The following is a 13,534-nucleotide window of genomic DNA, read 5'->3' as shown; positions in this document are numbered from 1 at the left end:
CGGAGGCCGATACCCGGCGGCCGGGGCTCCGATGCGTTCTCCGGACAGTCTTCGACGTGCACCTTCCGGCACCCGAAGAGGAGTCCCCGTGACCGCCGAACCCCTTGGCACCCGCACGCCGTACCCGACCGGCAGGGCCGCGGCCGCCGCCGTCACCGATCTGTCGAAGGTCTACGGCAGCGGCGACACCCGTGTCGTCGCCCTGGACCGGGTCAGCATCGCCTTCCGGGAGGCCGAGTTCACCGCCATCATGGGCCCCTCCGGGTGCGGCAAGTCCACCCTGATGCACTGCGCCGCCGGGCTCGACTCGTTCACCTCCGGATCCGTACGCATCGGCACCACCGAACTGGGCACGCTCGACGACCGCGGGCTCACCCGATTGCGCCGCGACCGGGTCGGGTTCATCTTCCAGGCGTTCAACCTGCTGCCGACGCTGACCGCGCTGGAGAACATCACGCTGCCGCTGACCATCGCCGGCCGCCGCCCCGACCGGCAGTGGCTGGACCGCGTGGTCGCCATGGTCGGCCTCTCCGAGCGGCTCGGCCACCGGCCCGGACAGCTGTCCGGCGGGCAGCAGCAGCGCGTCGCGGTGGCCCGGGCCCTGGTCTCCCGCCCCGCGATCGTCTTCGGCGACGAGCCCACCGGCAACCTCGACTCCCGCGCCGGGGCCGAAGTCCTCGGCTTCCTGCGCGACTCGGTGCGCAGGCTCGGCCAGACCGTGGTCATGGTCACCCACGACCCCGTCGCCGCGGGCTACGCCGACCGTGTCGTCTTCCTCTCGGACGGCCGCCTGGTCGACGAGATGACACACCCCACCCCGGACCGGGTGCTGGACCGGATGAAGGCGTTCGACACCCGCTCACGCACCAGTTGAGCGTCTCTCGCCCCGCCCCGCCCCGCCTCTCTCGCCCCGCCTCACCTCGCCTCGCCTCGCGTCGCCACCGCACCAGTCGTCCCGCTCGTATCCGCCGAGCCCTCTCCCCAGGATCCGCACCCCCATGTTCCGTACCGCCCTGCGCAACGTATGCGCGTACAAGGCCCGCCTGCTGATGACCGCGTTCGCGGTCATGCTCGGCGTCACCTTCGTCTCCGGCAGCCTCGTCTTCGGCGACAGCCTGCACCGTGCCACCACCGCCCGGGCGACCGAGGGCTACGAGCGCATCGCCGTCAACGTCGCGGCAGACGGCCCTCCCGCCGGCGGCAGCGGCGGACCGGCCGGCATTGATGCCCCCACCGTGGCCGCCCTGGCCGGGCTCCCCGGCGTCGCCGTCGCCGCGGGCCGGGTCGACGGTTTCGCCGCCGTCGCCGATCGCGACGGCCGGCTGATCGGCCACGGCCCGTCGCACCAGGGCGGCAACTTCGCCCCGGGAGCGGACGGCACGGACCCCGCCTACCGCTTCACCCGGGGTTCCGGCCCGACCGGCGACGGCGCGATCGCCCTCGACGAGACCACCGCCGCGCGGGGCGGCTACCGGGTCGGTGACACCGTACGCGTCGGCACGAACAGCGGCGCCGCCTCCTACACCCTCAGCGGGGTCTTCCGCACCGACGGGACACGACTGCCCTCCGGGGGCAGCCTGACGCTGTTCGCCGGCGCCACCGCCCAGCGGCTGTTCCTCCAGCCCGGCCTCTTCCGGCACGTCGAGCTCACGGCCGCACCCGGCACTCCCCCGCACGAGCTCCTCGGCCGGGTCGAAGCGGTGCTGCCCCCGGGCACCAGCGCGGTCACCGGGGACCGGCTGGCCCAGATCGCGTCGAACCTCGCCACCACCGACGGCGACACCATGAGCCAGATCCTGGTGGGCTTCGGCGCGGTCGCCCTCTTCGTCGCCACCTTCCTCATCTCCAACACCTTCACCATGCTGGTCGCCCGGCGCACCAGGGAGTTGGCCCTGATGCGGGCCGTCGGCGCCTCGCGCAGGCAGGTGCGCCGCACCTTGCTGGCCGAGTCCCTCCTCGTCGGCGCGATCGCCTCCGCGGCCGGCCTCGCCGCCGGCACCGGGGTGGCCGCCCTGCTGCGGACGCTCCTGGCCCCCGCCGACGCCCCGGCCGGCCCGCTGGTCCTCACGCCGGGCACCGTGCTCACGTCCCTGCTGGCCGGCACCGCCCTGCCCGTGCTCGCCGCCTGGCTGCCGATCCGCCGGGCCATGGCCATCCCGCCCGTCGCCGCGCTCAGCGCCGCCGAGCCGACGGCGCCCGCGCGCGCCGGCTCGCTGCGGGACGGTCTCGGTGCCGCGCTGGTGCTGACCGGCACCGCCGCCGTGGTGTACGGGGCCCTCACCACGGGGAAGGACGCCCGGACCGTCATCGGGCTCGGTGCGGCGCTCGCCCTGAGCGGCACGATCGGCCTGATCCCGTTGCTGTCCCGGCCGTTCGTCGCGCTGCTGCGGCCGCTGCTGACCCGCCTCCACCCGGTGTGCGGCGACCTGGCCGCCCGCAACACCGTGCGCGACCCGCGGCGCACGGGCGCGACCGCCGCAGCGCTCGCCATCGCCCTCACCCTCTCCTCGGGCCTGTCCGTCCTCGGGGCCTCCGCCGCCCGCTACCTCGACCGCGCGACCACCCACGACTTCACCGCCGACTACCTGGTCGAGGCCGCCGAGGGCGGCATGCGGATGACCCCCGCCACCGCGGCGGCCCTCAAGAACCTGCCCGGCGCCACCTCCAGTCCGCTCAACCAGTCCACCGACTACCGCCTGGCGGGCGTCCCCTCCGTCCTGACCGGCGTCGACCCCGCCACCATTGGACGGCTGCTGCGGTACGACGTGGTCGAGGGCTCTCTCGACTGCCTCGCCGAGGGCCGGATCGCCGTGGCCGACTTCAAGGCCAGGGAGGCCGGCTGGCACGTCGGCCAGACCCTCCCCCTGCAGCGTCAGGACGGCCGGCCCGACAGCGTCACCATCGGAGCCGTCTACCGGGCGGACCCGCAGAGCAACCTGCTGCCGAGCATCACCGCTCCCGACTCCCTCGTCGCCCGCCACGACCCGGCCCCGCACACCGCCGCGGTCCTCGTCGCCATGGCCGGCGGGCCCGGCCGGGCCGCGCTGCGCGAGGTCACCCACGCCCTCGGCGACAACCCCGCCCTGGCCGTCCTCGACGAGGCGGGCCTCCGGGCCCAGGACAGCGGCGGCATCGGCGACCAGCTCAACGTCTTCTACGCCCTGCTCACCATGGCCCTGACGATCGCCGCACTGGGCATCGCCAACACCCTCGCGATGTCCGTCCTCGAACGCCGCAAGGAGATCGGCATGCTGCGCGCCCTCGGCCTCGATCGCGCCGGAGTGACCCGGATGATCCGCCTGGAGGCCCTGCTCCTCGGCGGCCTCGGCGCGACCCTCGGCACGGCCATGGGGGTCTTCCTGGGCTGGGCGCTCGGCCGCACCCTCCAGGAAAACGTCGTGGGCTACACCCTGGTCGTCCCCTGGGGCCGCCTCGCCCTCGGCGTACTCATCGCCCTGGCGGGCGCGTTGGCCGCCTCCCTCTGGCCGGCCCACAGGGCGGCCCGCGTCGACATTCCCGCGGCGACCACGGCCCCATGACCGGCCGCCCGTGAGGGGCCGGTCCGGCCTACGCCGCGCAGAACTCGTTGCCCTCCGGGTCCTGCATGACCCACCAGTGCCCGGCAGGTCCCTTGTCGAACTCGCGGACGCGGGTGGCCCCCAGCCCCTCCAGCCGGGACACCAGCTCGCCGAGGCCGCCGGGCTCGCTGTGGACGTCGATGTGCAGGCGGTTCTTGCCCGCCTTGCGCTCGGGCACGTCCTGGAAGAGCAGCCGCCGGCCGCGGCCGACTCCGCTGGTCGGGTCGAACGGGTCCTCGGGATGGCGGATCGCGGCGTAGCCCCGGAAGGTCTTGCGCCCGCGGTGCCGGGCGACCGCCTCCGCGCCGATGTGCCCGGCGGCGAGCAGCTGCTCGATGAGCGCGCTGGGGTCTTCCACCTCGTACTCCAGGGCCGCGGCCCAGAAGTCGGCGAGGGCGGGTGCGTCCGTACTGTCGATGACCAGCTTCCAGCTCAATGCCATGGAGCCAGTTATATCGGGCGGCTACGGCTGAGGGCCGCCGCCCGGGCGGCCTGGCCGCCCCTTGAAATACTCCGGCCATGGATACGAGGGCGAATATATGGGCGCTGCGTTCCGCGGAACCGGCGGACGTCGAGGCGATCGCGGAGCTGCGGGCCACGGTGATGCGGTCGGATCTGGAGCGGTTGGGACGGTTCGACGAGCACCGGGTCCGGCAGCGGCTGCGCGATTCCTTCTCCCCTCGGCACACGTCGGTCATCGTGGCCGACGGCGTCTTCGCCGGCTGCGTCACCCTGCGCCCGGCCGGGGACGGGAGGTGGCTGGAGCACTTCTACCTCGCCCCGCTCCTGCAGGGCCGGGGACTCGGATCGGCCGTGCTGCGAGCACTGCTGGAGCGGACCGACGCCGACGGCGTGCCCGTCCGCCTGAACGTCCTCCAGGGCAGCGCCGCCCGGCGGCTGTACGAGCGGCACGGGTTCACCGTGGAGGCTCAGGACCCGATCGACGTCTACATGGTCCGCCGGCCGAACACGGGTGTCCGGGGAACGTGAACGGAGCGTGGTGGGGCCGGACGGGGCTGGGCGAGCAGTACGGCAGAGATGATCACCAGGATTCCGAACAGCTGCGGAATCGAGAGCGTCTCGTCGCGGAACAGATAACCGAGGACGGTCGCGACGATCGGACTGCCCAGGGCGAGGAAGGAGACCGCCGGCGCGGGCAGCCTCTCGATCCCGCGGAACCAGATCGCGTAACTGACCACGGCGCCCAGGGACATGAGGTAGGCGAAGCCGATGATGTTGGTTCCGGTGACGGTGGCCGGAAGTCCCTCGACGGACAGGGTGAAGGGCAGCGATACGAGGCCGCCCGCGGCCAACTGCCAGCCGGTGAAGGGGAGGAGCCCCACGCCGTCCGGGCGTCCCCAGAATTTGGTGAGGGTGATACCGAAGGCCAGACAGGCCGCCGCGCCCAGTGCCGCAGCCACGCCGACGGCGTCCAGTGCCACCGTTCCCTTGAACAGGAGCAGTACGACCCCGACGGCTCCGAGGGCGCAGGCCGCCACCTGCGCGGGCCGGATGGTGTCCCCCATGAGCAGCGCCGCCAGGAGGAGTACGAGCATCGGCTGCACCGCCATGATCATCGCTGCGGTGCCGCCCGGCAGGCGGTAAGCCGCCGCGAACATCAGGAAGTTGAACGCCCCGATGTTGAGCGTTCCGAGCGCCAGGGACCGCCACAGCCACATCCCGGTCGGCAGCACGCGGGCGAAGGCGAGCAGGATCAGTCCTGCGGGAAGGGTCCGCACGGTGGTGGCCAGCAGGGGGCGGTCCGGTGGCAGCCACTGGGTGGTGACGAGGTAGGTGCTGCCCCAGATCGCCGGTGCCAGTGCCGTCACGGCAGAGGTCAGTAAGGGCCGGTCGCCGGTCATGCCGCGTGAGATGATTTCCATGGAAGACAGATTAGTTTCCATGGAAGAGATTGGTCAATCCATGTCCCATGACGCCGAGTTCCCCTTCCCGCCCGACGAGGCCGGTGAGCCTGCCGGGGCCGACGCGGTCGATCGCATCGTCGGCCAGTGGCGCCGGGAGCGGCCCGACCTCGACGCGAGCCCGGCGCACGTGATCGGGCGCATCAGCCGTTTGCACTGGGCGCTGGAGGATGGGCTGTGCCGCGTATTCGAGCGGTACGACCTGGGCAGGGGCGAGTTCGACGTGCTCGGCACACTGCGCCGCTCCGGCGCGCCCTTCGAGCTGACCGCCGGTGAGCTGCGCGAGTCGACGATGGTCACGTCGGGGGCCGTGACCAAGCGCGTCGATCGCTTGGAGCGCGCCGGTCTGGTTGTTCGCCGAGCGGCCGAGGACGATGCGCGGGGCCGGCTGATCCGGCTCACCGACCGGGGGCGAGAGCTCATCGACGAAGTGGTCGCAGAGCATTTCCGGAACGAGACGCGGCTGCTGGGCGGGTTGTCCGAGGAAGAGCGGAGCAGCCTGACGTACCTGCTGCGCAAGTTGGGGCGCACGCTCCCGAGGGACTAGGAGTTGTCCGGCCGATCATGTGCTGCCTCGGGTCCGGGTCGTTGATGTGGACATGGGGCGGGGTGATCTGACAGATGCCGAGTGGGAACGGCTGGAGCCGTACCTGCCGGTGAGCAACAGACGATGCGGCCGGTGGCGGGATCACCGGCAAGTGATCGACGGGATTCTGCACCGGGTCCGGACCGGCGTTCAGTGGCGTGACCTGCCAGAACGGTTCGGCCTGTGGTCACTGGTCATCTGGCCGCGTGCGTGACCCCTCGACAGGTCCAGGCCGCTGGTCGACACCGCGGCTGAGCCAGGACTTCTCCAGCTCCGACAGAGGCGGCTCGGGCACCGGGCCGGTGTCGTCGTAGACGGCGATCGGGTCATCCGGGGCTGACCACGAGCCGACCGTCACCAATCGGTAGACGAACTCCCCACCTCCAGGAGCCGGGACCGTGACGGCTGCCGGGGCCGGCGGCCCGGGCACACACCTGCCAACGTCATCGGCGTACGGCCCGCCACCGAAGAGCGCATGCATCCAGCCCCGCGGTGGCGTTCCACTCAGATCGAAGACGTCCTCCATGCCCTCCCCTTCAACGCGGCGAGCGTAGCCGAAGAAGGTTGGAAGATCTCGATCTCAAGATCGCCCGGACAACTCTTGGGCGGTGCTCCTGCCGTCGCTGCGGAGGTGGCCGGCCGGCTCCGGGGCACCGGGCGGCCACCTCCGCGAGCGGTTTCAGGAGATGGTGAGGAACCGGGCGATGCTCGGTACCCCCTGCGCGTCGAGGGCGAAGAGCATGTAGTTCCCCGGCAGTACCACCCCGGTGTCGGCCGGTATGGACACCGTGTACACGCCGTCTGCCGTGGCCGTGGAGGCGAGGGGGACCCGTCGCTGGTCGTTGTCGGTGGAGTGGGTCGCGGCTGCGGCCCGCATCAGGACGAAGGACGCCACCGGGGCCTGGGTGGTCACCGTGAGCGATGTGCCGGGGGCGGCCCGGGGCGGCACGCCTCCCGTGATGGCGGGGCGCGGCTTCGGCGAGCCGTCCGCGTTCAGCAGGTACGGCGGGGTGAAGACGGCCCCGTCGGCGTGGTTGGTCGCGCAGTCGCCGCACAGGCCCCCGCCGCCGGAGAAGATCCGCCCGTCCGGCAACAGGTTGGCCACGCTGTGATAGTTGCGCGGGATGGCCATGGTGGCGAGCGGGGTGAAGCTGCCCGTCGTCGGGTCCCACAGTTCGGGGGCCAGGACCGAGGTCGCGTCGCTGAAGGGGACCGGATAGGCCTGCCCGCCGAAGACGGCCACCTTGCCGTCGGGCAGGACGACGCTGTTGCTGAAGGCGCGGGCGTGCTCCATGTCGCCCGTGCGGGCGGCCTGGACCTGGCTGCCCGAGATGCTCACGGTGTACGCGCGCCGGGTGGCGGGGGTCTTCTCGTAGGCGGGTGAGCCGCCCAGGGTGAGCAGTTTCCCGATGTCGTACGAGACGGCGTTGCCGGTCATGGCGTCCTGGCTGTCGGCCCGGGTGCCGGCCGTGGTGATGCCGCCCGTGCCGCTGGTCGAGATCCAGTTCATCTGCTTGCTCGGGCCCAGTTGCAGCACCTTGCCGCCCGAAGTGGCGTGCAGCCACATGTGGTTGTCGGCCCGGTAGGGGCCGGCCGGGTCGGCCGTCAGCGCCGGGACGGCGGAGACGCCCGGGAGTTTGCGCCAGGTACGGGTGTCGGGCGACCAGACCTCGCCGGCCTTGTCGCCGGCGCCTCCGCTCCAGGATCCGCCGAGGACGAAGGCCTCACCGGTGGAGAGCAGCGTCATGGCCTGGTAGCCGCGGGCGATGTTCATGCTGGTGGTGGCGGACCACTCGTCGGTGGCGGGGTCGTAGATGCTCGCCTTCTCCGCGTTGCTGCCGCCGGTGACCAGGACGCGGCCGTCGGCGAGCATGGCTATGCCGGGACAGAACATGTCGTGGCCGGTGTTGTCGATGCGGCGCTGGGTGACCTTGCCGGTCTTCAGGTCCAGGATCGCGGTCTGGGTGTAGCCGTTGCTGCCGCCGAAGCGGTCGAGCGCGTACGCCGACCAGGCGAGCAGCTTGTCGCCGGGCAGGGCGGCGGTGGCGACGGGCACCAGGGGGAAGCCGGTGATCCGGTCCCAGGCGCCGTGGGCGGCCGGACTGGCCGGTCCGCTCAGGCGTATCTCGGCGGCCGAGGTCCACGGCCCGCGGCCGCCGGCTTCGGTGGTGACGGTCAGCCGTACGTAACGGGCGTTCTCGGTACGGGTGAAGGTGGCGGTCTTGACGGTGTCGTCGTCGCGCCAGGTGCCCGCGGCGACCGGCGCCCCGAACGTCGTGCCGTCGGTGCTGGTGGTGACGGTGTACGCACCCGCCCTGCCGTTGACCCCGTCCCTGCGGGGGTGGTAGACGAGGGCGGAGACGGCCGTCGTGCGGTGCATGTCGATGGTGATGCTGTGCGGCAGCGGGGCGGGGGTGCCCGTCCACCGGCTGTGCCAGAGGGTCGCGGCGTTGCCGTCGAGCACGTTGGCCGCGCGCCCGTTCTCGCCGCCGGTCTCCTCGTCGCTCGCCGTGGCCGTCCACCCCGTCCGCGACAGGTCGACGGTGGCTGCCGGGGTGCCGGGGTCGCCGAGCAGGTCGATCTCGGCGGCGGAGGTCCACGGCCCGCGGCCGCCGGCCTCGGTGAGCGCCGTCAGCCGTACGAACCGCAGCCCTTGGGGGGCGAACCCGAGCGTCTTGGCGCTGCCGTCGTCCGCGAGCGTGCCGGAGGCGACCGGGTTCCCCCAGTTCCGGCCGTCCGTACTGACATGGATGCTGTACTCACCGACGCGCCCGTTGGCCCCGTCCGCGCGGGGGCGGTAGACGAGCGCGGAGACGACCGCCGTGCGGTGCATGTCTACGGTGATGCTGTGCGGCAGCGGGGCGGCGGTGCCCGTCCACCGGCTGTGCCAGAGGGTCGCGGCGTTCCCGTCGAGCACGTTGGCCGCGCGGCCGTTCTCGCCGCCGGTCTCCTCGTCGCTCGCCGTGGCCGTCCATCCGGTCCGGTCCAGGACCGGAGCAGTGGGTTCCATGGCGTTCGCCGGCGCGATGCCGTGATGCGGCGCCTGCTGCGCCGTCTGCTGGTCGAGGGGCACGGGTGCGGGCCGGGGCTCCGGGGCCCGGCCGGCCGCTTGCGGGGCCGTGACGCCGAGCCACGGCATCAGCCCGAGCAGCAGCGAGCCGAGGCCGAAGGCTATGAGCAGGTGGGAGCGGCGTAGCACGCGGGGTAAGGCGAGGAAGCGTCGCCTGTACTGCAATCTGACCTCCTGGGGCGAACTGGCGTACGCGATCGAAGATAGGTCAGGACGGCAGTAACTCACCTAAACGGTCTGAGAGTTGGCGTGAAGCAGCGTGGTCGGCCGGTGATGCGGGGAGGACGGGCGGGCGTTGGGCAGCCCCCGGTGCAGCGCCCCGCCGGTCCGGCATTCGGTGCCTGATCGGCGGCGGCCGCGTACGCGAGCCCTCGTCGATCGTTTGACCGGGCAGCCCCGTGGAACCGCCGAACGGAGTCCGCCCCTTGATCGCAGTCGAACTCGACCCGCCCGCGCGCCCCCTCCCCCCGCTCGGCACGGACGCGGCGGCGGCCGCCGTCGGACGGCGGCGCCTCGACCGCCGCGTTCCCCTGATCACCACGGCGCTCGTGCTCCCCCTGTACGCCCTGTGGGCGGGGGTCCTCGCGACGGGCGGCGGGGACCTCGCGGCGCAGGAGGCATGGGCCGGGTTCGCCGCGCGCCACCCCGGGTCCGTCTACAACCTGTCGTGGTACGGAGGTCTGCACACGGGCGGCTACAGCCTGATCTCGCCCTACCTGATGGCGGCCTTCGGGGTGGTCCCCGTCACCGTGGCGAGCGGGCTCGTGTCCACCTGGCTGGCGGGCCGGCTCTGGGCGGGCTCGGGAGTCCGGCGTCCCGAGTGGCCGGCGGTGCCGGCCGCCCTGATGCTCTGGTGCCAGGTGGCCTCGGGGCGCTCGACGTTCATGCTGGGCGTCGCCTTCGGGCTCGCCGCCGTGCTGGCGTTCACGAGCGGGCGCCGCCGTACCGCGCTCACGGCCGCCTGCGCGGCGCTGACCGCGATGGCGAGCCCCGTCGCCGGCCTGTTCCTCCTGCCGGTCGGTGCGGCCGGTGCGCTGGAGCGCCGGTGGGCGGGGGCGGCCGCGATCGTGTTGCCTCCGGTGGCCGTTCTCGGTGTGACCGCGTGGCTGTTCCCCTTTCACGGCGACCAGCCCATGCCCCTGGTGCGGCTCTGGCCACCGCTGCTCATGGCCGCGGCCGTCGCCCTGGCCGCTCCGCCCGCGTGGCGGATCGTGAGATGGGCCGCGGGGGCGTACATGATCGGAGTCGTGCTCGCCTGTCTGATCCCCTCGCCGGTGGGGACCAATGCCGAGCGGCTCGCCAATCTGGTGGCGCCGCCCGTGCTGCTCGCCGCCGTGATGACGGTGCGCGGCGCGGGCGGGGGCAAGGCCGTGCGCCGGCTGCGTTCCTGTCGGCGGGGTTCCGCGGTGGGCGCCCTCGTACTCTCCCTGGCCTGGGTGGGCGGCAATACGGTGGCCCATGTCACCGACACGGCGGCCGTGCCGCGGTGGGCGGCGGACACCGGTGGTGTCGTCGGCGCCCTCGCCCGGCTCGGCGCGGACCGCACCCGGGTGGAGGTGGTCATGGCCCGCAGCCACCGCGAGGCCGCGGTGCTGGCGCCGTACGTCAACCTGGCGCGCGGCTGGAACCGGCAGGCCGATGTCGAGCGCGGGCCGCTGTTCTACGACGGGTACGGCGGGGCCGGCGTGCGGGCCGGAACGTTCACTCCGGCCGCGTACCGCGCATGGCTCGACCACTGGGCCGTCGGTTACGTCGTCCTCCACAAGGGCCCGGTGGACGCCGCCTCGGAGCTCGAATACGCGCTGGTGACGAGCGGGCCCCCGTACCTCGAAACGGTGTGGCGGGACGAGAACTGGCGGATCTACCGGGTCAAGGACCCGGTGCCCTTGGTGGACCCGCCCGCGTCCGTGGTGAGCTCGGACAGCGCCGAAGTCGTCGTACGGATGCCCGTGCCCGGAACCGTCACGCTGAGGATCGCCTACTCGCCGTGGCTCCGGGCGGAGGGTGGCGGCTGCCTGGCGCCGGCCGGCGGCAGCGGGCTCACCCGGCTCACCGTGAGCCGGCCGGGAGACGTCACCGTCGGCTCCTCGTACGGGATCGGGGTGCGCCGGTGCGGCGGCTGAGGACCGGGCCCGCCGTCAGGCCGGTGTCGGCCCGGCTCGCTCTCGTCTGCGTCCGCCACCACCGGATCGTCCTGCTGCTGTGGCTGGTGCTCCTGGGGGCGGGCCTGGGGGCGGTCGGCCCCGTGATGGACCGGCTGGACCGGCATCCGTGGAGCGTGGCGGCCCACGAATCGGTCCGGGGAAACCGCCTCCTGGACCAGGGTCGCTCCTTCGGAGGGCAGATCGACGCGGTGGTGGCGGGCGCGCCGGTGGCGGATCCCGGATTCCAGCGGGAGTTGGGCGCCGTACGGCGCGACGTGTCCGCGATCATGGGCGTCCTGTCGGTGACTGCGCCGACCGGGCACACGGGCCAGGCAGGCCAGGCAGGCCAAGCGGACCAAGGTGGGCACGCCCCCGGCGTCTCCGCCGACGGAAACGCGGCGCTGATCTCCGTCCGGCTGGCGCGGACCCTTCCCGACCGGGCCCGGGAGAACGCGGAACGCGCCGTCGAGTCCCGGCTGCGCCGGATCCCGGACGCCCTCCCCGCCCTGGAGGTCACCCTCGGTGGCAGCGACCGGGCGCGCCGCGCCGTGGCGGCCCAGTCGCTGGCCGACACCAGACGCAGCGAGATGATCACCCTGCCGGTGACCCTGGCGGTGGTCTACGTACTGTTCGGCGGCCTCGTCGCGGCCTCGGTACCGGTGGTGGCGGCCGTGTGCACGGTCGGCGCGGGGATGCTCTGGCTGCTCCTGCTCTCGCGCTGGTACGACCTCACCTCCCCGGCGCTCTCGACGACCACGATGGTGGGGCTGGGCCTGGCCATCGACTATGCACTGCTCACGGTGGGCCGGTTCAGGGAGGAGCGGGCCGCGGGACACGACGTCCCGGAGTCCGTCGTGCGCACCATGGGAACCGCGGGCCGGGCGATCCTGTTCGCCGCGCTCGTCGTCGCCGCCGCCCTCTGCGGGCTGGCCGCCTTCCCGAGCGAGTTCTTCGCCGCGATCGGCCTGGCCGCGGCGGGAACCGTCGCACTGTCCCTCGCCGCCGCGCTGACCCTGACCCCGGCGCTCCTGGCGGCCTTCCCGAAGCGGATCGGCGCGTGCGCCGCCCCCCGCACCGACTCCGGCGGGTTCGCCCGGCTGGCCCGCTGGACCCGGCGGCACGCGCTGCCCGTCGCGCTCGGCGTCGGGGTGCTGCTGCTCGCCTGTGCCACGCCCTTCCTCCGGGTGCACCTGGTCAGCCCCGTCGGGGAGCGTCAGCTCCCGCCCGCGGCCGAGGCCCGCCGCTATGCCGACGCCGTGGCCGAGCGGTTCCCGCAGCACCGCGCGGACGCGGTGGTGGTCGTGGCCCGCACCGAGCCGGGCCGCCTCACGGCCTGGGCGGACCGGTTCGCGGACCGTTCCGAGGTCGAGGCGGTGGGCGGGGCCACGCGCGCCGGGCCCGGAGTCGCGGTTCTCCGTATCGTGCCGAAGGCCACGGCCGCGGGCGAGGACGCTCCCGCCGACCGGCTGGTCCACCGCATCCGGTCGGAGCGGCCGGCCGGATTCCCGGTCTGGGTGACGGGACGCAACGCGCTCGACATCGACTTCCGGGCAGAGGTCGTCGACCACGCACCGCGGGCGGCGGCGCTGATCGCCCTGACCACCTTCGTCCTGCTGCTGGTCATGACCGGTTCGGTGCTGCTGCCGCTCAAGGCCATCGTCATGAACACGCTGTCGCTGGGGGCGTCGTTCGGCGCCCTGGTCCTCGTGTTCCAGGACGGCTGGGGCGCCGGGTTGCTGGGGGTGCACACCCTGGGCGGGCTGGGGTACTGGCTGCCCGTGGTGGTGTTCGCGCTGGCTTTCGGCCTGTCGATGGACTACGAGGTGTTCCTGCTGTCCCGCATCCAGGAGTGCCACGACTCCGGCCTGGACAACGACCGCGCCGTCGAGGTCGGAGTGCAGCGCTCCGCCCGGATCATCAGCTCCTCCGCCGCGCTGATGTGCATCGTCTTCATCGGTTTCGCCACGGGTGAGCTGATGGTGATGAAGCAGCTGGCGACGGCCCTGGCCATCGCCGTCGCGGTGGACGCCACCCTGGTCCGCTGCCTGCTGGTGCCCGCCACGATGACACTGCTGCGCAACGCCAACTGGTGGGCGCCCTCGGGCCTGCGGCGGGCCGTCGGCATGACGGCCGGCGGGGCGGGACCCTCACTGCCCCCGGAGCGGACGGGCACGCTCCGGGAGGTGCCCCCGCGCCTCGCCGAGCGGTTGTAGCGCCCGGCCGCGCCGGCCGCC

The 13,534-nt window shown here is 73.3% G+C and carries 9 protein-coding genes and 1 pseudogene; 7 read left to right on the top strand and 3 right to left on the bottom strand.

Translation table 11 applies throughout. The features are described 5' to 3' along the window. The first annotated feature begins 31 nt into the window (after positions 1-31). On the top strand, positions 32-874 hold the full coding sequence (locus tag ACIP5M_RS07045; RefSeq protein ID WP_401192948.1) for an ABC transporter ATP-binding protein: 843 nt from the start codon (positions 32-34) through the stop codon (positions 872-874). A gap of 124 nt (positions 875-998) precedes the next feature. Then, positions 999-3,539 carry an ABC transporter permease gene (locus ACIP5M_RS07040; protein WP_401192945.1) on the top strand — a complete coding sequence of 847 codons (2,541 nt, stop codon included), beginning with the start codon at positions 999-1,001 and terminating at the stop codon, positions 3,537-3,539. Positions 3,540-3,567: 28 nt separating this feature from the next. On the opposite strand, the gene ACIP5M_RS07035 is transcribed toward ACIP5M_RS07040, so the two are convergent. Further along, positions 3,568-4,020 (bottom strand): VOC family protein, encoded by a 453-nt coding sequence (locus tag ACIP5M_RS07035; protein WP_401192942.1) that lies wholly within the window; start codon positions 4,018-4,020, stop codon positions 3,568-3,570. A 77-nt stretch (positions 4,021-4,097) separates the two neighbouring features. Between ACIP5M_RS07035 and ACIP5M_RS07030 the strand changes: the two genes are divergently transcribed. After that, positions 4,098-4,568 carry a GNAT family N-acetyltransferase gene (locus ACIP5M_RS07030; RefSeq protein WP_401192939.1) on the top strand — a complete coding sequence of 157 codons (471 nt, stop codon included), beginning with the start codon at positions 4,098-4,100 and terminating at the stop codon, positions 4,566-4,568. Here ACIP5M_RS07030 and ACIP5M_RS07025 read toward each other — a convergent pair. Beyond that, positions 4,526-5,440, bottom strand: a complete 915-nt coding sequence (locus tag ACIP5M_RS07025) for an EamA family transporter (protein WP_401193558.1) — start codon at positions 5,438-5,440, stop codon at positions 4,526-4,528. The two genes, ACIP5M_RS07030 and ACIP5M_RS07025, sit on opposite strands and share 43 nt — an antisense overlap. A gap of 40 nt (positions 5,441-5,480) precedes the next feature. Between ACIP5M_RS07025 and ACIP5M_RS07020 the strand changes: the two genes are divergently transcribed. Further along, positions 5,481-6,047 (top strand): MarR family winged helix-turn-helix transcriptional regulator, encoded by a 567-nt coding sequence (locus tag ACIP5M_RS07020; protein WP_401192936.1) that lies wholly within the window; start codon positions 5,481-5,483, stop codon positions 6,045-6,047. Between the two features lie 52 nt (positions 6,048-6,099). Further along, positions 6,100-6,273 (top strand): annotated as a pseudogene (locus ACIP5M_RS07015) (transposase); the annotation flags it as partial. Between the two features lie 492 nt (positions 6,274-6,765). Here ACIP5M_RS07015 and ACIP5M_RS07010 read toward each other — a convergent pair. After that, positions 6,766-9,321: a discoidin domain-containing protein gene (locus ACIP5M_RS07010; protein WP_401192933.1), complete on the bottom strand. Its 2,556-nt coding sequence runs from the start codon at positions 9,319-9,321 to the stop codon at positions 6,766-6,768. A 260-nt stretch (positions 9,322-9,581) separates the two neighbouring features. Here ACIP5M_RS07010 and ACIP5M_RS07005 point away from each other — a divergent pair, with 260 nt between their 5' ends. Further along, positions 9,582-11,279, top strand: coding sequence for a hypothetical protein (locus tag ACIP5M_RS07005; RefSeq protein WP_401192930.1), 1,698 nt, complete (start codon positions 9,582-9,584; stop codon positions 11,277-11,279). Further along, on the top strand, positions 11,267-13,513 hold the full coding sequence (locus tag ACIP5M_RS07000) for an MMPL family transporter (protein ID WP_401192927.1): 2,247 nt from the start codon (positions 11,267-11,269) through the stop codon (positions 13,511-13,513). Before ACIP5M_RS07005 ends, ACIP5M_RS07000 begins: the two co-directional genes overlap by 13 nt. The last annotated feature ends 21 nt before the right edge of the window (positions 13,514-13,534 follow it).

Origin of the sequence: Streptomyces sp. NPDC088762, assembly GCF_044750905.1 — a bacterium.
GTDB lineage: Bacteria > Actinomycetota > Actinomycetes > Streptomycetales > Streptomycetaceae > Streptomyces.
This window is presented reverse-complemented; position numbering and strand designations above follow the sequence as displayed.